We start from the raw sequence: 19919 nt of genomic DNA, 5'->3' as shown, positions 1-19919 counted from the left end.
TGAGCACACCTTTGGATAAGGTGTGCCTTTTTTTGTTTTCTCATGGTTTCAGTGCAAGCCTCCCTATGCATCGTACATAGAATAATCAATAGAGGAGGGTGAAGAAGCGATGAGAACCAATCATATTTATATTCACGACATTTCCGGGCAGGCGATTGTCAACTTTGGCAATGTCGGACGAATCTGTTCGATGAGTGCTGTGAAGGACACATCAGGTGCTGGCAGTGCGAATGAGACTAGTACATCATCCAGCCAAAGCTTGTTTGATGCCACTTTTACAAATAATGTGCAAATGACGAGAGGAGGATGCATGAATTCCTCTCTTTAACGAACCCTAAACAAAAAGGAGGGTTTCGTATGATTCATGTACCATCCAGGCTGACAGATGAAAGCTTTTCTCTTTATCATTTGGAAGAAACCATGAAGCCGCTCGGCTATGTCATTAATGGCAATTGGGATTATGATCACGGGTATTTTGATTATAAAATTGATAACCGTGATGGCTATACCTTTCTCAGAGTTCCTTTTACAGCCGAGAAAGGTCAGCTGGATCAGCCAGGCGTTGTGGTGAAAATGGGACATCCATTTCTCTTAAAGCATGTGTATCAAGACAAATTAGATGATCATGCGATGGTTGGAAATGCGGGAGCATCCTTTAACCAATTCCAAGAACCAAAAGAGAAAGATGGAGATGTGTCTAAAGCTTATACCGAAGTTGGCTTTTCACTCGTCAAGGAATTAGAAGATGCACTGCTTTAAAGGCTGATTAGCTCATCCTCTGGATGAAGCTCATATCCAAAAGGAGGATTCATCATGGGTCCTTCTTTTTTTTGTACGCCTACAATGATCACATGATGCTCTAGAAAGTGATGGAGCGCCGTTAAGAACGTTTCTCCCGCTAATGAAGCTGGTACGGGAATGATGGTGACATGTTTATGCAGTGTCATATTTCGTTTTTTCTTTAATGTCATAAGCTGTTCCTTTAAAAGAAAATGTTCGACCATTAAATGATTGACAGCATCAGATGTATGGATGACTTGATTGGCTCCAGCACGCTCGGCATTTTTTACGTAACGATCTGTTAAGATCTCAATTAAGCAGTATAACGAAGGATTTAACCCTTTTGCTGCGAGCAAGGTTAAGACACTCTGCATATCGGCTGTCACTTCATTTTCATGCTGATCTGCGGTAATCATGAGTGTATCAGCGCCTGTAATATTGGCTTTGCGCAGTGTGACATCTTCCGTACCATGCCCTTTAATAAAATGAACATTTTCTAAAAGAGGTCCTTCCTTCAAGGAGTCATCAATGAGCACAATGGGCATGGCCGGATCAATCGTTTGGAAGGATTGAAGCAGTTTGTTGGTTTTCTCATTCCAGCCGATGATAATCAGGTGTCCTTTCCCTTTAAAAGCAACTTTCCCCTCTACATAATGGTGCTGCTTGCTAAACACAGCTGCGGCAAGCGTGGCGAAGTAAGCAGTGACAAAGCTTGCGCCGATAAAAATCAGAGCCATACCAGCCACTTGTCCAGGCATGGTTTGCGGCACAAAATCACCGTATCCAACAGTAGAGATTGTAATGAGCGCCCACCAGATCCCATCAAAGATCGTATGGTACTGTTTTGGTTCAAGGAAGACGATTAATTGACCAAAAAAAAGAAGTATGAAACAAATAATGATGGCAATGCGAAAATAAAGAGGCCACCTTAGCCAAGCGATAAATAAACGGTTTGATTTCATTGGACTCTTCCTTTCAGGAGAATGCTAATGTCAGTATGCCCGATTGAGGAAACATTTTTTCATCTTCGTCATGTATTGAAACAGATCCCATATCGTAAAATAAGAGAGGAGAAGGAGGGAATTCGAATGTCGTTCGTTCAAAAGACCGTACTTCTTTTTATTGGCGCACACTTTTTGTCATCTGCTGTGATCTTATTAGTGTTTGATTTAAACGCTATGAATCATTTCACGAGTGATTTCTCGTGGCTGCGCTTTTTTCAAGACCTATATGGGACAGTGACCTTTTATACAGCATGCTTAGGAATGTTTTTCTTTTTCATTGGAGCAGTCATCCCCCTTAAAAAGACCTAGTGCTTTTTGCTGTACACATTACATAAAAGTATTTAAAATTGTAAATAAATATATAAAATAAAAGGAAGCTGATGAGCATGCTGTTTTTTTATTTTTTAACATTTGCCGCATTGGGATTGTCATTTTGGGCACAATTTAAAGTGAAGAATAATTTTGAAAAGTATTCAAAGGTCGAAGCAGCTAGTATGAAAACAGGTGCTGAAACCGCTCGATATATTTTAGATCGCAACGGGTTATACGACGTACCTGTTGAACCGGTAAGAGGAACTTTGACTGATCATTACGACCCGACGCAGCGTGTGGTTCGTTTATCTGAACCAGTGTATTATGGCCATTCTATTTCGGCCATTTCAGTCGCATCGCACGAGGTTGGACATGCCTTGCAGCATCAGGAATCCTATGGTGCGCTTGTTTTGAGACATAAGATCTTCCCTGTCGTGAACTTTGCATCTGGTGTTGCCCCGCTTCTTTTCCTTGGAGGATTATTGCTTGGCAGCCTTAACTTAATCGGGCTTGGGATCATTTTGTTCTCAGCTGCTGTATTTTTTCAGCTTGTGACATTGCCTGTCGAGTTTAATGCAAGTTCTCGTGCAAAAGATATCATTGTTTCAGAAGGAATCATTAGAAGCAGTGAAGAAAGAGGCGTGAACAAGGTGTTAAATGCTGCAGCACTTACGTATGTAGCAGCGGCCCTTGTCTCCCTGTTTGAATTGCTTCGTTTTGTAATGATCTTCCTAAATGGCCGTAATGATTAATTGACGCCAGAGGAGGTGAGCCCTTACCAATGTTAGGTAAGGGTTTTTTTGTATATTTTAAACGTATTTTTAGTCATATTACTCATTGCTGCGACAGCATTCTTTGTTGTCACTGAATTTGCGATTGTGAAAATTAGAGACTCCAAAATCAACCAGCTGATTGAAAGTGGTGATAAAAGAGCCATCCATGTTCAAAAGCTGACATCCAATCTTGATGAATATTTATCTGCCTGTCAACTTGGTATCACCATCACTGCTTTAGGTTTAGGGTGGTTAGGTGAGCCGACGGTGGAGCATTTTCTGCATCCGCTTTTTGATAAAATGGGGCTTCATTCAGCATTGACAGACATCTTATCGTTTATCATTGCATTTGTGATCATTACGTTTTTACATGTCGTCGTTGGAGAACTGGCGCCGAAAACAATTGCCATTCAGAAGGCAGAGGCTGTCAGTCTTGTGACGGCAAAACCACTGATTTTTTTCTATAAAGTCATGTACCCGTTTATTAAGGCGTTAAATGGTGCTGCGCGAGGCATTGTGAAATTATTTGGTTTTCATTCTGTCAAAGAACATGAAGTGGCGATCAGTGAAGAAGAATTGCGTCTCATTTTGTCTGAAAGCTACCAGAAGGGAGAAATCAACCAATCTGAATACAAATATGTGAATAAAATATTTGAATTTGATAACCGAGTGGCGAGAGAGATCATGATCCCTCGTACAGAAATATCAGCCATTGAGATTGAACAGACGCTTGAGGACGTCACGCATTATATGCTGAATGAAAGGTACACACGCTATCCTGTCATCAAAGAAGACAAAGATCACGTGATTGGTGTCATCAATAGCAAAGATGTCTTTAAAGCAAGCTTCCTGAATCAAGAGGTTTCCATTGAAGACTTAATGCGCCCGGTGATTCGGGTGATTGAAAGCACCCCTGTTCAGGAATTGCTTATTTTGATGCAAAAGGAACGGATTCATATGTCGGTGCTTGTAGACGAATACGGCGGAACAGCCGGGCTTGTTACAGTAGAAGACATACTAGAGGAAATTGTGGGAGAGATTCGGGACGAATATGACCAGGATGAGACCCCACATATTGTGAAAAAAGGGGACTTCCACTATGTGATGGACGGGAAAGCCTTGATTGATGAAGTAAACGATTTATTGGATTTAGCTATTGAGAATGATGATGTCGATACAATTGCTGGCTGGATGATGACGCATAAATTCGATATTGATATTGGAGATACGATTGAAGCAGAAGGCTGTGAATTTAAAATCTTAGATGCAGAAGACCATCATATTCGTACCATTGAAATAAAAAAGATTCACTTTTCTTAAAAAACCTCGGAGCTCTTGACGAGGTTTTTTTGCTTGGTAAACTTTAGGTGGGAAGATTGATTTCGGCCAATTGTCAGTGATTTGTTTCACATAAAAAGGGTATGGTTTTATAGAAATAACAAAAAGGAGCAGCTCATATGAAAAAAATCAATGTACAAACAGACAGACGTGATGAGATGATAGACGTCACGCACGAAGTCCATCAATATGTCAGGGAAACAGGTATCCAAAACGGAACCGTCATTGTCTATTGTCCACATACGACAGCAGGGATCACCATTAATGAAAATGCGGACCCAGATGTCAAACGAGATATGCTGCGCCGGCTTGACGAAGTCTTTCCGTGGGAACATCCAAAGGACCTGCACATGGAAGGAAATACAGCAGCACACATGAAGGCTAGTTATACGGGCGCATCTCAGCAAGTTCTCATCAATCACGGTGATCTTGTACTTGGAACATGGCAGGGAATATATTTCTGTGAGTTTGACGGGCCAAGACATCGTCATTTTTATGTTCAGGTGTCATCAAACAAGTGAGGTGTGAGAGAAAGATGGGGGAATTCACGACGCTACTACAAATCAAACATGGGATCATCCAAGCCCCAATGGCAGGGGGAGCCGTGACGCCGCAGCTCGCAGCAGCTGTTTCGCAGTATGGGGGGCTTGGTAGCTTAGCAAGTGGTTATGTGCAGCCTGAAAACATGAGAAAGCAGATCAGACAGGTCAAACAGCTCACATCTCGTCCATTTCAGGTCAATGTCTTTGTACCAGAGCCAATTCCAGATGTAAAAAAAGAGGATGTGGCATTTTGGGAAAAACGGCTGCCTGTATTACCAAAAGCACATATGATGCCTAGCGAAGAGGAATTATGGGATGATTTTGAACAGAAAATCAACAATCTTCAAGAAGAAGATGTGCCTATCGTTTCATTTACATTCGCCTGTCCGAATGAGCAAACGATTCATCGCTTAAAACAAAAGAGGATCTTTTTAATAGGAACGGCCACAACAAAAGAGGAAGCATTGCTTTTAGAGGAAAAAGGAATGGATGCCATTGTCCTACAGGGAAGTGAAGCAGGGGGACACCGCGGCACCTTTTTACCTTCAAAAGGAGATGCCTTGCAGGGATTGATCAGTTTAATGTCTGACGTCAAACAGATATGTCATGTGCCTTTGATCGCCGCAGGGGGCATCATGGATCGAGCAGGTGTGAAAGCAGCTATGGAGCTTGGAGCGGATGCTGTCCAAATCGGTACACGATTTTTAGCCAGTCAAGAAAGCGCTGCAACGGAAGTGTACAAAAACGCCATTTTACAGGCAGAAGGCAGTGACACAAAGGTCACAAGGCTTTTTTCTGGGAAAAGAGCAAGAGGCATTGTGAATCAGTGGATGGAGGAAGAAAAGCCGCATGAAGATAAGGTTCTTCCCTATCCAGTACAGCATGTATGGACAACACCTATGCGAAAAGCGGCAGCTGCTGAGGGAAATTCTGAACAAATGGCTCTTTGGGCAGGACAGGGCGTTGGCCGCATTCAATCCATTTTAACCGTTGAAGACATCATGAATGAACTCACGCAGACATAAATTCATGAGGGGGTATGACAGGATGGACATCTTAACCCATTCATACCGAAAAAAAGGACAAATCGAATTCGTGTTTGATGCTTTTCCGCACTCTTCTGCCGTCCTTACCCCCATTCGTCATTACTATTTTGTTCGTTACGTGAAATGGAGCCGGCACGATCCCCCGGTCACTAGAAACGATCTAGAAAAAATGGAGATCCTTGCGAACAAAATGCTTGGCACGCTCCAAGATTATCGCAAACGCAAGGCATACAAAGGCCCCTTGTCATAACCAATAGACAAGAGGCCTTTTTTAGCTGCCGAACATTTGCCTGAGATAAATGACATCCATCCTGGTGGTCTGCGGCAATAAATAAGCGGATTGAACAGCACCTGGCCGCCTTCTGTTATTTAATTTGTCAATAATTTCTGCTGCTGTTAAAATCCCAAGCCCATGACCGTAATATTGATCTTCTCCTAAGTAAATGACATTTTCTCCACGCCATTGTGACTGCTGATAGCTAAACTCCGGATTCTCGAAATATAAACAATCTCCGTAAATAAAATCATTTCCGCGCTCTGTATAAATCGACAATGTATCATAATGCCAGTCATACAGCGTTAAACTTCGAAGCCTTCGATTGAACTTCTCGTCTCCTACCGTTTGCAGGACCCCCATATAAAACACAATGACAATTGCCGTTGCACATTCAAATGCATATTTTGAGCCATTTTCAAAAATGTCTTTGATCCCTCTAGATGGTTCAACTTGATAGCGTAATTCTAGTGCTCCTGCCTCTGATACACGCCAAAATGCGTCATTTGCACGAGACCTTTGAAAGATGGCAAATGAGGCACCACTTTTATTCAAATCTCTTGCGGCATTCATAATGTTCGATCTTAAGGTCACCTCAAATAACAAATCAGATGCTTGCCTATAGCGGAACGTATCATTTGATGCTTGTAACTGCATCAAAATGATTCGTTTTTGTCCCTCTAGCTGGAATGATGCCAGCTGCTCATTTGTCACTGGCTGTCCTGAAAGGATAATCATATGAAAAGCGCCCCCTTTTGTATTAGCGTATGCGCGATGCTTGGGCAAGGAATCTATTTGTGAAAATAAACAAAAATGCATCCTTTTTATTTGAAAAACATGAAAATAATATGAAGATGTCCGATATAAAACATAACCTTTAAAAGGAGGAAAAACATGAAAAGTGCAATAAAATGGTTGAAAAAACCATCGATTTCAAAGAGACTGATCATTTCATTCACACTTGTTCTCGTCTTACCAATCATTACACTAAGTGCGATTTCATATCAGATTGCCAAACAAGAATTAGATCATGAAATCATGTACGGAGCGAATGCAAGAGTCAATGAGTTGAATGACATGATCGAGCAAAAGCTTTTGAACAAAGAAAACGCGGTGAAACTCTTTACCGAAACGTCCAATGCAGACGACTTTAAAAAGAAAAACCAGCATGAACTTTATGAGCATTTTGAGATATACAGCAAAATCAATGAAGATGATGTAGTTGGTTTTTATGCAGCAAGTAAAAAGCGTGATTTCATTCAGTTTCCTAAAGTAGACATGCCAAAAGGCTATGATCCAACGAAACGCGATTGGTACCAACAAGCAATGCAGGATGAAAAAGGTGACCCTGTTGTCACCAATCCATACATCTCTGCTACAACAAATCGCATGGTTGTCACGATCGCCCAGCGCCTGAAGGACGGATCGGGAGTCATTGGGATCGATATCGATGTTCAGGACATTGTTGATAAAATAAAGGGAATTAAAATTGGACGAGAAGGTTATCCAATTATTGCAAATAAAAACAAACAAATTGTGGCGCATCCAGAAGAAAAATCAGGCTCTAATGTCACAGAAAATATTTCATCTATCCTTTACAGCGGCAAAGAAGGAAATGCAACTTATGAGAATAAAGGAGAGCAAAAGCGTCTCGTTTTTGTCACGAATGATTTAACAGGTTGGAAAATTGCTGGAACGATGTTTGTATCAGAAACAGAAGAAGCAGCTCAGCCAGTTTGGAATTCTGCCATCATTCTTTTAATATCTTCATTTATCCTTGGCGGCATCGCAATCTTCTTCATCGTTCGCTCCATCACAATGGGGCTTAGAAAGCTTGTTGATTTCTCAAACAAAGTGAGTGAAGGCGATTTAACCGAAACCCTTGAAACCAAATCGAAGGATGAAATAGGGGATCTGACAAGAAGCTTTAGCAAGATGAGTGAATCCCTTCGTGAAGTCATTCGAGCTGTACAACAATCTGTCGACAATGTGGCTTCGGCTTCAGAGGAGCTGACCGCAAGTGCCAGCCAAACGAGTCAAGCAACAGAGCATATCACGATGTCGATTGAACAATTTTCAAATGGAAATGAAGCACAAAACGAGAAAGTCGAATCTAGTACGAATCAGCTTGTGGCGATGAATGAAGGATTACAAGGCATGTCACATACTTCATCAGAAGTGGCGACTGTCTCACTTCAATCGACGGAGGCTGCTGGTCAAGGCGGCCGCATTGTTGAAAGCACAGCCAATCAAATGAAACATATCGATACGTCTGTGCAAGAAGCAGAACAAGTCATGAAAGAATTAGAATACAAGTCTAAAGATATTACGAGTATATTAAATGTGATTAACGGCATTGCGGATCAAACGAATTTACTTGCGCTTAATGCAGCAATCGAAGCAGCAAGAGCAGGTGAATCAGGGCGCGGCTTCTCCGTCGTTGCAGAGGAAGTGAGAAAACTAGCTGTCCAATCCGCAGATTCAGCGAAAGAAATTGAGAAGCTGATCCAAGAAATTGTGTTAGAAATTGCTAAATCTCAAGATATGTTCAAAGCGGTCAATCGAGAAGTAAATGCAGGACTCGGCATGACAGAAGAGGCAAAAGAAAGCTTCCAGAACATTTATGAGGCGGCAGAAGGAATGTCGAGAAAGCTTACCCAATTAAACGATACGGCCATTGACCTATCAAGCGGTTCAAAGCTTGTTTCACAAGCCATGCAGGAAATGCGTCAAGTCTCAAGAGAAAGCGCAGCGAACATTCAAGACATTGCTGCTTCAGCTGAAGAACAACTGGCATCTATGGAAGAAATCACATCTTCTTCTGTGACACTTGCCAATATGGCAGAGGAACTAAAAGAGCTAACAAGCCAATTTAAAATTAATTAAAGAACGAAGAAAAAATATCCAGAATTATCTGGGTATTTTTTTTATTTTTAAACGTCATTTCCAGTCTCTAAAAATATACCTTTTATCCGATAATAACTTTAGAGAAGTAAAGGGGGAAAGATAAAATGGGAAAAATGATCCAATGGTTCAAAAAACCATCCATTTCAAAAAAATTAATCATTGCCTTTTTGGTAGTCCTTATCCTACCAACCGTGGCACTGACAATTAGTGCGTTTTTCACATCAAAGACAGAGTTAGACAAACAGATTATGGGCAGTGCCATGAGTCAGGTCAATGCATTTGATACCTTAATCAATGAGAATATTGGAAACAAAGCAGATGCTGTGACACTGTTTACAGACTCTCTCAAAGCTTCTAATCTTCAAGAAAAAAATAGAAATGCGACCATTAAAGAATTGCAGCAATATGGAAAAATTAATGAAAAAGATGTTGCTGCTATTTATGTAGGCTCTGAAAAGGGATTGTTCATGCAATACCCAGTTCAAAAGATGCCTAATGGCTACGATCCAAGAGAGCGTCCATGGTATCAAGAGGCGCTCAATGCAGAAAGCGGCAAACAAGTCATCACAAAACCATACGTAGCAGCATCCACAGGCAAAATGGTTATCACCATTGCTCAAAAAACGAAAGATGGTTCAGGTGTCATCGGGGTTGATATGGAAATTGATAGCCTGCTTCAAAAATTAAAAGAAATCAAAATTGGGCAAAAAGGCTATGCCTTCATCATGGAAAAGGATAAAACTGTCCTAGCAGATCCAACCCAAAAGCCAGGAAGCCAAGTCAATGAAAACCTAGCGAATATTATTTTTAAAAACAAAGAAGGAAGCGGCAGCTACACACTCAAAGGAACAGATAAAAAGGTGGCGTATGTGACCAATGAATTAACCGGCTGGAAAATCGGTGGAACAATGCTCGTATCAGAAGTAGAAGATGCGGCAAAGCCAGTTTTCCAAACAGCCATTATCGTGTTCAGTGTGACACTTATCGTAGCAGGAACCCTCATCTTCTTTATCGTCCGCTCTATATCAAAGAGATTATCCAACCTTGTCCGCTTCTCGAAAAAAGTCAGCAATGGAGATTTGCGTGATAAGCTTCAGATCCAATCAGATGACGAAATTGGGCAAGTTGGTAAAGGCTTTAATACGATGATTGACTCATTAAGATCCCTCATTGGTGCCGTTCAAACCTCAGTCGAAAATGTCGCTTCTTCATCAGAAGAACTGACCGCCAGCGCAGGACAAACAAGTAAAGCAACAGAGCATATTACATTAGCCATTGAACAATTCTCCAGCGGAAATGAAAGTCAAAATGATAAAGTGGAATTGAGCTCAGGCGAGTTAGAGGAAATGAACCGAGGCCTCCAGCACATGAATGAATCTGCTGAATCGATTACCGCGTCATCGATCAAATCAACAGATATCGCAGGGGAAGGCGGACAGCTTGTTGAAAAAACCGCTTCTCAAATGAATGTCATTGATCAGTCAGTGAAAAAAGCAGAGAATGTGATTGGCGCACTTGAAAGTAAATCAAAAGACATTACACAAATTCTAGGTGTCATCAATGGAATCGCCGATCAAACGAATTTACTTGCACTAAATGCAGCGATCGAGGCAGCAAGAGCTGGGGAATCCGGCAGGGGCTTCTCCGTAGTAGCAGAAGAAGTAAGGAAACTTGCTGTTCAATCTGCCAATTCAGCGAAAGAAATAGAGTATTTGATCAATGAAATCGTTCAAGACATCGATGTATCACAGGAAGTATTCACTGCGGTGAATCGAGAAGTTCAATCGGGCTTAAGCTTCACTGAACAAACGAAAGTAAGCTTCCACAATATTTTCGAAATGACAAAAGAAATTTCAGACAAGCTCCAAACGATGAATCAGACCGTTGTTCAGCTTTCAAAAGGCTCGTCACATGTTTCAGAGGCTGTCCGTGAGATCGCAGACGTATCACGTGAAAGCTCCGCAAATATTCAAGACATTGCCGCCTCAGCAGAAGAGCAACTGGCATCAATGGAAGAAATCAGCTCGTCCTCTGCTACACTCTCTTCTATGGCAGAAGAATTGCGTGATTTGATTAGCAAATTTAAGGTTGAATAGACACGCTGAAAAGAAGACAAAGGGCTAAAATTAAGATCATTTCAGTCCTTTGTCAACAATCTGAGAGCCTCCAGCTAGGAGGCTCTTTTTTTAATCGAATAAATCAAAAGAAATAGGTAATTATGCTTATTTTGGTTGAATATTGAACATTAAACCTTGAAAAATAATTCATATTACCTAAGAATAGAGGAGAAAGACCACAAATCATAAATCAAAAGGAGTAGAGTAATGAAAAAAATCAACTTTTTTAAGCACTTGACGATGTCGAAGAAATTAATTACTGCATTCTTAGCGATTCTCCTAGTGCCAATTCTCGTATTGGCGGCATTTTCTTATGAAGTGGCATCCGATTCTCTCAATGATGAGATTATGTCTAGTGCTGCAAATGGTGTCAAACAATTAAACGAACTCATTAATAAAGATGTACAGCCTAAAATGGACATTGTGTCATACTTATCCAAATCGGTGAAAAAGAATGAATTGGCCTCTAAAAACAAAGATTTACTCAAGGTGAAATTAGAGCAACTATCGGAAACCGATGAAGATGTGGTGGAAGTATTTATTGCAGATCAAAATGGTAAACTAACGGAGTATTCCGAGATCCATAAAGGCAGTGCAAAGAGCGCAAAAAATGAACCATGGTTTCAACAATCGATGGAAGATGAGAAACTCATCATTTCAGATCCTTTTGCCGATAAGTCATCAGATGACCTGCTCATCACAATATCAGAACAATTGGCAGATGGTTCTGGTGTGATCGGGGTCAATATGCGATTGAACACTATCGTGAAAGATACAAACAGCATCAAAATTGGCCAAGAAGGCTATGCCTTTGTCTCCACGTCAGATAAGCGTTATATTGCCCATAAAACGGACAAGGCTGGGACAAAATTGACAGGTGATTTCACCGTAAAGTTGTATGACAAAAAAGAAGGCAGTTTTGAATATGAATACAACGGACAGCCGAAGCAAATGTTTTTTGACACAAATGAAGCGACAGGCTGGAAGGTTGCCGGGACGATGTATGTCAACGAAGTGAAGGAAGCCGCACAGCCAGTGCTCGACTTAACAATGATCATACTTGCAGCTGCAATTGTCTTAGGCGGAATCGCGATTTATTTTATTATTAAATCGATTCGAAAACCACTAATAGAGCTCTCTGAATCGGCTGAGAAAATCAGTCAAGGGGATCTTACCCAGCATATTGAGGTGCGTACTCACGATGAAATCGGCAAGCTTGCGCAGAGCTTTAATGATATGTCAGCAAAGCTGAAACAAGTCATTCAAGCCGTCCAGAATTCAATTGAAAATGTGGCTGCCTCATCTGAAGAATTAACGGCCAGTGCGGGACAGACAGCTCAAGCGACTGAGCATATTACATCATCTATTGAACAATTCTCAAACAGCACTGAACATCAAAATGATATGATCGAAAAAAGTTCAGTCCAGCTCAACGAAATGGATCGCAGCTTATCGCATATGGTCGACACCACCTCTCATATGATGGATTCGTCGATTGAATCGAGCAAAACCGCTCAGGCTGGTGGAGCACTTGTTCAAAAAACAGCAGGTCAAATGCAGACAATTGAGCAGGCAGTGAAAGAAGCAGAGCTTGTCATTGCAGGCTTAGAGCAGAAATCAAAGGACATTACAAACATTCTAGGTGTCATCAACGGCATCGCAGACCAGACGAACCTTCTTGCCTTAAATGCAGCGATAGAAGCTGCACGAGCAGGTGAGGCAGGAAGAGGCTTCTCTGTTGTCGCAGAAGAAGTTCGCAAGCTGGCAGAGCAATCAGGAAGCTCTTCAAAAGAAATTGAAAGCCTGACGAACGAGATTGTAGAGGAAATTGAAAAATCACAGAAAATGTTTAAACAAGTAGCGGGAGAAGTTCAATCTGGATTAAACATTACAGATGAAACGAAAGTGAGTTTTGAGAAAATTACCCATAAAACATCTGAAATGACCGAACAAATGAAACAAATGAACGGATCAGCCAAAGAGCTTTCGCATGGCTCGAACGATATTTCACATGCGGTCAATCAAATCAAAGAGCTTTCAAGAGAAAGCTCCGCAGGCTTCCAAGATATTGCGGCTTCTGCAGAAGAACAGCTAGCATCAATGGAAGAAATCAGCTCATCCTCCGCCACTTTATCACAGATGGCAGAAGAACTAAGAGAGCTCATTAAACAATTTAAAATGTAAGAGATATAGTGAAACACCTGACGTTTTGGCGTCAGGTGTTTTTCTATTCCTTGCACATAATTTGGTTATTTTGGACTTATTTAGACTTTAATAAGTTAAAAAAGTAAATAACCTAGTAGTACTTCCGATATATATACTATCTTACTAAAAGGAGTTTTCTTTTTTATGAAATTCATACAGTATTTCAGAAAGCCATCTATATCAAAAAAGCTCGTATTCTCTTTCTTATTTATTCTCTTATGCCCAATCATTGTATTGGCATACTCTTCATATCATACTGCAAGCACCTCCTTAAATGATCAAATCTTGCAAAGCTCAAAGGAAAATGTAGAGCAGCTAGATAAAAATATTACGAAGGTTGTGAAAGTGAAAACAGACGCAGCCGATTTCTTTAGTCAATGGATCACAGAGAAAAAACTCAAGCAAAAAGGAACAATTGATATTCAAGAACGCTTTGAGCAGTTCATGAGTATGAATGATGACACAGAAGGTATTCTTGTTGCTTCAAGTGATGGCAAAGTGTTTTCAAGATATCCTAATAAAAAAATGCCTGCTGACTATGTCGCAACTGAGCGAGATTGGTATAAAGATGGCTGGGCGAAAAATGGTGAGTTGTCTGTTTCAGCTCCGTACCCAACCGCATCAACCGGTACTTTTGTTGTGACTATTTCTAAAAAACTAGATGACGGATCAGGTGTCATCGCGATGAACCTAGACATTGCGAATCTAGTGAAAGAGTCCAATAGTATTAACATTGGTAAACAAGGCTATGCCTTTATCGGAAGCCCTGATCGTACCTTTATTGCCCATCCAACGAAAAAAGCTGGGTCAAAATTATCTGGTGAGTGGTTAGAAAAACTCTATTCACAAGATAAAGGATCTATGAGTTATATGTTTGAAGGAAAAGAAAAGCAAATGGAGTTCACCACAAACAAGGCGACAGGCTGGAAGATTGTCGGTACAATGTTTGTAAGTGAAGTAAAAGAAGCTGCGCAGCCAGTCTTTAACATGGCCACTATTATTTTAGCCGGCGCCCTCATCATTGGCGGTATTCTCATCTTCTTTATCATCCGTTCAATTACAAAACCACTTTCCACTCTAGTCTCATCTTCGAAGAAGATCAGCGAGGGAGATTTGACAGAAAAAATTGACGTCAGGTCACAAGATGAAATTGGACAGCTTGGCACAAGCTTTAATGAAATGAGTGAGTCACTAAGAGATGTCATTCAAGCCGTACAAACATCTGTTGAAAACGTGGCTTCATCATCTGAAGAACTGACGGCAAGCGCAGGTCAAACAACCAAAGCAACAGAGCATATTACATCTTCAATTGAAACATTCTCGAACGGTAACGAAAATCAAAGTGAAATGGTCGAGCAAAGTGCAAACCATTTGAAACAAATGAACGAAGGTCTAAATGAGGTTGCTCAAACCTCTGATGTGATCACAGCGTCATCTGTCCAATCAAAGACAGTAGCAGAAACAGGCGGACAGCTAGTTGAGCAAACAGTTGGTCAAATGAAAACAATCGATCATTCAGTGAAAGAGGCTGAAGGTGTGATCAACGGCCTAGAGCATAAATCAAAAGATATCACAAATATCCTAGGTGTGATTAACGGCATTGCAGATCAAACGAATTTACTCGCACTTAATGCAGCTATTGAAGCAGCACGTGCAGGCGAGTCAGGCAGAGGCTTCTCCGTTGTCGCAGAAGAAGTACGTAAACTAGCGGTTCAATCATCAGATTCAGCAAAAGAGATTGAAAATCTCGTGAAAGAAATTGTATCTGAAATTGAAACATCTCAAAATATGTTCAAATCGGTGAATGAAGAAGTGAAAAATGGTCTTTCTATTACAGATCAAACAAAAGAAAGCTTCTCACAAATTAACCAGCAAACAGCGGAAATCGCAACAAGAATGAATGAAATGAATACAACGGTACGCGAACTTTCAAAAGGATCTGAGCAAATTTCTCGAGCAGTCAATGACATTGCAGATGTATCGAGAGAGAGTTCAGCAAGCATCCAAGATATCGCAGCATCTGCTGAAGAGCAGCTTGCTTCTATGGAAGAGATTAGTTCTTCTTCTACGACTCTTTCCCAAATGGCGGAAGAACTGCGTGATTTAATTAAAAAATTCAAGATCAATGAATAATTGAAAGTGGTTCTCCTCAAGGGGAACCGCTTTTCTTTTTAAGAGATGATCTCGTACAATAGAGGAAGTCGAAAGAAAAGGAGAGATGTTATGCGTTTATCAGATAAGAAGGTCATTGCGTTTGTCAGTGATGATTTTGAAGATTTAGAGCTATGGTATCCGGTTCTACGTTTAAGAGAGGAGGGCGCAACTGTCCATCTCGTAGGAGAAAAAGCAGATCATGAGTACATCGGCAAGTATGGTGTGCCTGCCGTATCCGATGCAGATTTTTATTCCATTCAAGCTGACGATTATGATGCTGTGCTCGTCCCAGGTGGATGGGCGCCTGATAAACTGCGCCGATATCCAGAAGTATTAGACATCGTCCGTATGTTTGATGCAAAAGGTAAACCAATCGGACAAATTTGTCATGCCGGCTGGGTGCTCATCTCAGCAGGCATCCTGCAAGGCAAAAAAGTAACGAGCACACCTGGTATTAAAGATGATATGACGAATGCTGGAGCGGATTGGTTTGATGAAGCAGTTGTCACAGATGGTCATCTCGTTTCAAGCAGACGTCCACCGGACCTTCCGCCATATGTGAAAACATTTGCGGATGTATTAGCAGCAAAATCATTTGATTCACACTGAAAAGAAGACAAAGGGCGAAAATGATTTTCATTTTCGCCCTTTGTTCATCATCTCATGCCCCATTAAGTGTGCCTGTCGGCAGGATACGTAATGCCCATTTGCCTTCTCGCCTCGTCCATGACGGACATGGTTTGAACAGATAAGGCAAATGTATTGACTGGAGACTGTCCCTTTTCTTGCTGAATACACTCAATAAAATGATTGATTTCATAATACATGGCTGGCTGATCATCTTTGAGAGAGATGTCGGTTTGATGTCCTTGACGATCATGGATCGTGATACGAGAAGGACGGTGGAATTGATCAATGACCATCGTGGCATCTTCTCCTTGAATTTCAGCAGATAAATGGGACGTTGAGATTTTAGAATGAAAAAGAAGTGCTTGATGCCCGTCATACTGTAAAAGTAATGAGCCGCTCCCATCCACGCCAGAAGAAAGCTTATAACCTCTCGCTGTGATTTGATTGGGCAGGCCAAATAAATAAATGGCTGGAAAGACGAGATACACACCGATATCCATTAAAGAGCCATTAGATAATTCCGGCTTAAAGGCGTTTGGAATCTCACCGTCTCGGTAGGCGTCGTATCTTGAGGAATATTTGCAGTAATGGGCGATCACTTGCCGAATAGGACCTAGTTGATTAAGGTGTTGTTTGATTTGAAGAAAGTTTGGTAGAAATGTTGTTTTCATTGCTTCCATTAAACAAACTTGATGTTTTTTCGCTGTGGCAATCATCTGTTCAGCTTCTTTTCGATGGGAGGCTAATGGCTTTTCGCATAAAACATGCTTTTGATGCTCCATCATCAACATGGCTTGCTCTTTGTGAAGGGCGTTTGGGCTTGCAATATATACAGCATCAAATGTATCACTTGCCGCCATTTGCTGTAAGTTGGTAAAGACCGTATCAATACCGTATTTTTCGGCAAATGCCTGTCCTTTTTCAGCGGACCGTGAATAGACGGCCGTGCATGTAAAATCCGCAATTCCTTCACCGGCCTGTAAGAACCGATCTGTAATCCAGTTCGTTCCGATGACAGCAAATCGAATCATGTCATTCCCTCCTCCTGCTTTTCTCTGATTATACATGCTTTGAAAGCGTTTGTATGAAAGAATATTCTTTTTATTGAAAAGCGGATGAAACCTTTATCTAGGCTAATGCGTCTTACATAAAGGATATAAATGTACGAAAAGTGGGTAGTTTCTTCCTTCATTCGGGTAATACTCAGAAAGAAGGGAGAGGAGGAAACGAACATGAAGCGCATCCTGCATATAGGAAGTACATACGTCTTTGCGCTTTTATTCATAGCAGCTGGTGTTTTTCATGTGATAGAGCCGGGCGGCTTTGCTCGCATGATGACTGGCTGGCCATTTCCTTATGTGATGGTCTATGCTACTGCATGCTTGGAATGGCTGCTGGCAGTTCTACTGCTTCTGCCAAGTGTCAGGATCGCAGCAGCAAAAGGGATCGCTGTCTATCTGGTGCTTATTTTCCCAGCAAACCTCTTTGCGGCGCGAGAGGGGATTCCATTTCCAGGTCAAGAGAGCACAGAACGAGCCGTGCTATGGATGAGGCTCATTGGACAACCGATTCTGATTTTATGGGCAATGTCCATTGCGAAATTGGAAAAAAAGCTAAAATAATGATGACCATATCATGATCAAGTAGTGTACAATTTACTAATAAATAGCCCGTGTTTGGAGGAACAATATGAATTCTATGCAAATGTGGAGCAGTCGATTTAGAAAATTTTTTCTTGATAACAAGTTTGTTCTCTTTTTACTCATCCTGCTATTAATAGGATTAAATATCCTTGTTTTCATGAAAACATCTTTTATTTTCACACCGCTCATTGTACTCGTCAAAACCATTGCCTTACCGATTATTTTAACGGGGGTTGTGTATTATTTATTAAATCCGGTTGTCAACTTGTTAGAAAGGTTTAAAGTCAAGCGGATCTATTCGATTTTGCTTTTATATCTTGTCATTATTGGCGTGATTACAGTGACCATTGTGTCCATTATTCCTTTTTTACAAGCACAAACCATGAGTCTGTTTCATAACCTTCCGAAATACGTCGATACGGTAGAAGATCAAATTAGACAATTAACAGGCAGTAACTTCATTAATCAAGTGCAAAAGACGATGAACTTTAATGTGTCTGAATTAGCCAGTAAAGCGTCAAGCCAAGCGACAAGTCTTTTGGAAAGCACCTTCACTGGTGTAGGGACATTTTTAGGTGCGCTGACTGAAATCATCATCTCGATTGTCACAGTCCCATTCATTCTATTTTACCTATTAAAAGACGGCAAAAAATTGCCTGATTATTTCCTTAAATTTATTCCGAATAATCTAAGAGAGCATACACATATCGTGCTGCATGAAATGAATCATCGCCTTAGCTCATATATTCTCGGACAGATCATTGTCAGCTTCTGTATCGGTATTCTTCTCTTAATTGGATACATGATCATCGGGTTAGACTATGCCTTACTGCTGGCCCTCATTGCCTCATGTACAAGTGTCGTTCCTTATTTGGGCCCAACGATTGCCATTACACCAGCGATTGTGATTGCCCTTGTCACGTCACCAATTATGCTGTTGAAATTGATCATTGTTTGGACGGTTGTCCAGCTGATTGAAGGGAAATTCATTTCTCCGCAGGTTATGGGGAAAAACCTTCATATCCATCCGGTTACCATCATTTTTGTTCTTTTAACAGCCGGTAAACTGTTCAGCGTGATCGGCATCATTGTCGCTATTCCGACGTACGCCGTTCTGAAAGTTATCACGACCCACTTATTTGATTGGTTCAAAATGCGATCCAATCTGTATAAAGAAGAAAAGGTTTGATGTCATAATCTTTTTTGAAAAAAATATAGTATCATAAAGACGAGCTTTCGAAATAGAAAGCTTGTCTTTATGTGGACATAGATGTTTGGCCTGTTCAAAAGATCAGAATTGAAAGGAAAGAAAATCATGAATGTATGGGATTTATTCGTGGCACTGGTTTTAGGAATTGTCGAAGGATTAACAGAGTATGCACCTGTCTCTTCGACAGGACACATGATCATTGTCGATGATCTTTGGTTAAAGTCAAAGGACATCATTACGCCAGAGGCGGCAAACACATTTAAAGTCGTGATTCAGTTAGGCTCTATTTTAGCTGTCATGATCGTGTTCAAAGATCGTATTTTGAACTTGTTAGGCTTAAAGAAAAATATCACAGAAGAACAAAAGCGCAGCGGACATAAGCTGACCATTGCTCAAATTGCTGTTGGACTCGTCCCAGCCGTCATTTTAGGATTCTTATTTGAAGATTATATTGATAAATATTTGTTTGACGTCAGAACGGTCGCTGTCGGTTTGATTTTAGGGGCAGTGCTGATGCTTGTCGCTGACTGGATCAATAAACGTAAAACAGAAACAAGCTCTGTCGATAACATGACGTACAGACAGGCACTTTATATCGGGCTGTTTCAATGTTTGGCATTATGGCCAGGCTTCTCGCGCTCAGGTTCGACGATCGCAGGCGGGGTTATTCTTGGTTTGAATCACCGTGCTGCGGCAGACTTTACATTTATTATGGCGATGCCGATTATGGCGGGAGCAAGCTTGTTAACCCTTGTGAAAAATGCCGAATATTTAACAACAGACATGCTGCCATTCTTTATCGTCGGCTTTGTGAGTGCGTTTATTGTGGCTCTCTTTGTTGTTCGATTCTTCTTAAAACTGATCAATAAAATCAAACTTGTGCCTTTTGCGATATACCGAATTATCCTAGGTCTGATTTTATTTATCCTGTTTATGTAATGATGTAAACTACTCTTTTAAAAGAGTAGTTTTTTTGTTATTCCA

Annotated in this window: 19 protein-coding genes and 4 pseudogenes; 20 read left to right on the top strand and 3 right to left on the bottom strand. The window is 40.9% G+C overall.

What is annotated here, in order from left to right:
- Nucleotides 1–109: 109 nt before the first annotated feature.
- Complete coding sequence (locus C6W18_RS05920; protein WP_034317243.1) at nucleotides 110–328, top strand: hypothetical protein; 219 nt, start codon at nucleotides 110–112, stop codon at nucleotides 326–328.
- Between the two features lie 29 nt (nucleotides 329–357).
- The gene (locus C6W18_RS05915; RefSeq protein ID WP_034317245.1) at nucleotides 358–759 is read left to right on the top strand and encodes a YugN-like family protein; all 402 of its coding nucleotides are present in this window, start codon (nucleotides 358–360) and stop codon (nucleotides 757–759) included.
- On the opposite strand, the gene C6W18_RS05910 is transcribed toward C6W18_RS05915, so the two are convergent.
- Complete coding sequence (locus tag C6W18_RS05910; RefSeq protein WP_105926655.1) at nucleotides 756–1742, bottom strand: potassium channel family protein; 987 nt, start codon at nucleotides 1740–1742, stop codon at nucleotides 756–758. The two genes, C6W18_RS05915 and C6W18_RS05910, sit on opposite strands and share 4 nt — an antisense overlap.
- Nucleotides 1743–1868: 126 nt before the next feature.
- Between C6W18_RS05910 and C6W18_RS05905 the strand changes: the two genes are divergently transcribed.
- The 6 genes from C6W18_RS05905 (at nucleotide 1869) to C6W18_RS05880 (ending at nucleotide 6045) form a co-directional block, all read left to right on the top strand.
- Nucleotides 1869–2093 carry a YuzI family membrane protein gene (locus C6W18_RS05905; protein WP_105927419.1) on the top strand — a complete coding sequence of 75 codons (225 nt, stop codon included), beginning with the start codon at nucleotides 1869–1871 and terminating at the stop codon, nucleotides 2091–2093.
- Between the two features lie 80 nt (nucleotides 2094–2173).
- The gene (locus tag C6W18_RS05900; RefSeq protein ID WP_034317468.1) at nucleotides 2174–2848 is read left to right on the top strand and encodes a zinc metallopeptidase; all 675 of its coding nucleotides are present in this window, start codon (nucleotides 2174–2176) and stop codon (nucleotides 2846–2848) included.
- Nucleotides 2849–2896: 48 nt separating this feature from the next.
- Entirely contained in the window at nucleotides 2897–4189 is a 1293-nt protein-coding gene (locus tag C6W18_RS05895; protein WP_034317250.1) for a hemolysin family protein, read from the top strand.
- Nucleotides 4190–4326: 137 nt separating this feature from the next.
- Complete coding sequence (locus tag C6W18_RS05890; RefSeq protein ID WP_105926653.1) at nucleotides 4327–4728, top strand: secondary thiamine-phosphate synthase enzyme YjbQ; 402 nt, start codon at nucleotides 4327–4329, stop codon at nucleotides 4726–4728.
- Nucleotides 4729–4742: 14 nt separating this feature from the next.
- A complete protein-coding gene (locus C6W18_RS05885) occupies nucleotides 4743–5774 on the top strand; it encodes a nitronate monooxygenase (protein ID WP_105926651.1) in 1032 nt (343 codons plus the stop codon).
- Nucleotides 5775–5796: 22 nt separating this feature from the next.
- On the top strand, nucleotides 5797–6045 hold the full coding sequence (locus tag C6W18_RS05880; RefSeq protein WP_105926649.1) for a hypothetical protein: 249 nt from the start codon (nucleotides 5797–5799) through the stop codon (nucleotides 6043–6045).
- A 21-nt stretch (nucleotides 6046–6066) separates the two neighbouring features.
- Here C6W18_RS05880 and C6W18_RS05875 read toward each other — a convergent pair whose 3' ends face one another.
- On the bottom strand, nucleotides 6067–6807 hold the full coding sequence (locus C6W18_RS05875) for a protein-glutamine gamma-glutamyltransferase (protein ID WP_060698140.1): 741 nt from the start codon (nucleotides 6805–6807) through the stop codon (nucleotides 6067–6069).
- Between the two features lie 156 nt (nucleotides 6808–6963).
- Between C6W18_RS05875 and C6W18_RS20610 the strand changes: the two are divergent.
- The 9 genes and pseudogenes from C6W18_RS20610 to C6W18_RS05850 all read left to right on the top strand — a co-directional run.
- Nucleotides 6964–8013: pseudogene (locus C6W18_RS20610) on the top strand (cache domain-containing protein); the annotation flags it as partial.
- A complete protein-coding gene (locus C6W18_RS20605; protein WP_373465700.1) occupies nucleotides 8005–8955 on the top strand; it encodes a methyl-accepting chemotaxis protein in 951 nt (316 codons plus the stop codon). The pseudogene C6W18_RS20610 and the gene C6W18_RS20605, both read left to right, overlap by 9 nt.
- Before the next feature lie 125 nt (nucleotides 8956–9080).
- Nucleotides 9081–10127: pseudogene (locus C6W18_RS20600) on the top strand (HAMP domain-containing protein); the annotation flags it as partial.
- Complete coding sequence (locus tag C6W18_RS20595; protein WP_373465699.1) at nucleotides 10122–11072, top strand: methyl-accepting chemotaxis protein; 951 nt, start codon at nucleotides 10122–10124, stop codon at nucleotides 11070–11072. The pseudogene C6W18_RS20600 and the gene C6W18_RS20595, both read left to right, overlap by 6 nt.
- Nucleotides 11073–11300: 228 nt before the next feature.
- A pseudogene (locus C6W18_RS20590) lies at nucleotides 11301–12338 on the top strand (HAMP domain-containing protein); the annotation flags it as partial.
- On the top strand, nucleotides 12330–13277 hold the full coding sequence (locus tag C6W18_RS20585) for a methyl-accepting chemotaxis protein (RefSeq protein ID WP_373465698.1): 948 nt from the start codon (nucleotides 12330–12332) through the stop codon (nucleotides 13275–13277). The pseudogene C6W18_RS20590 and the gene C6W18_RS20585, both read left to right, overlap by 9 nt.
- A gap of 165 nt (nucleotides 13278–13442) precedes the next feature.
- Nucleotides 13443–14486, top strand: a pseudogene (locus C6W18_RS20580) (HAMP domain-containing protein); the annotation flags it as partial.
- Nucleotides 14478–15431 (top strand): methyl-accepting chemotaxis protein, encoded by a 954-nt coding sequence (locus C6W18_RS20575; RefSeq protein WP_411266072.1) that lies wholly within the window; start codon nucleotides 14478–14480, stop codon nucleotides 15429–15431. The pseudogene C6W18_RS20580 and the gene C6W18_RS20575, both read left to right, overlap by 9 nt.
- A 90-nt stretch (nucleotides 15432–15521) precedes the next feature.
- The gene (locus C6W18_RS05850) at nucleotides 15522–16061 is read left to right on the top strand and encodes a type 1 glutamine amidotransferase domain-containing protein (protein ID WP_105926639.1); all 540 of its coding nucleotides are present in this window, start codon (nucleotides 15522–15524) and stop codon (nucleotides 16059–16061) included.
- Nucleotides 16062–16123: 62 nt separating this feature from the next.
- Here the strand turns inward: C6W18_RS05850 and C6W18_RS05845 are convergent, their stop codons facing one another.
- Nucleotides 16124–17113, bottom strand: coding sequence for a Gfo/Idh/MocA family protein (locus tag C6W18_RS05845; protein ID WP_105926637.1), 990 nt, complete (start codon nucleotides 17111–17113; stop codon nucleotides 16124–16126).
- 201 nt (nucleotides 17114–17314) lie between these two features.
- Here C6W18_RS05845 and C6W18_RS05835 point away from each other — a divergent pair, with 201 nt between their 5' ends.
- The 3 genes from C6W18_RS05835 to C6W18_RS05825 all read left to right on the top strand — a co-directional run bounded on the left by C6W18_RS05835 (nucleotide 17315) and on the right by C6W18_RS05825 (nucleotide 19874).
- Nucleotides 17315–17704: a DoxX family protein gene (locus tag C6W18_RS05835; protein WP_034317285.1), complete on the top strand. Its 390-nt coding sequence runs from the start codon at nucleotides 17315–17317 to the stop codon at nucleotides 17702–17704.
- A 67-nt stretch (nucleotides 17705–17771) separates the two neighbouring features.
- A complete protein-coding gene (locus C6W18_RS05830; protein ID WP_034317287.1) occupies nucleotides 17772–18914 on the top strand; it encodes an AI-2E family transporter in 1143 nt (380 codons plus the stop codon).
- 126 nt (nucleotides 18915–19040) lie between these two features.
- The gene (locus C6W18_RS05825) at nucleotides 19041–19874 is read left to right on the top strand and encodes an undecaprenyl-diphosphate phosphatase (RefSeq protein ID WP_034317471.1); all 834 of its coding nucleotides are present in this window, start codon (nucleotides 19041–19043) and stop codon (nucleotides 19872–19874) included.
- The last annotated feature ends 45 nt before the right edge of the window (nucleotides 19875–19919 follow it).

Source organism: Bacillus sp. LLTC93 (assembly GCF_002993125.1).
Lineage (GTDB): Bacteria > Bacillota > Bacilli > Bacillales > Bacillaceae > Bacillus > Bacillus zhangzhouensis.
This window is presented reverse-complemented; position numbering and strand designations above follow the sequence as displayed.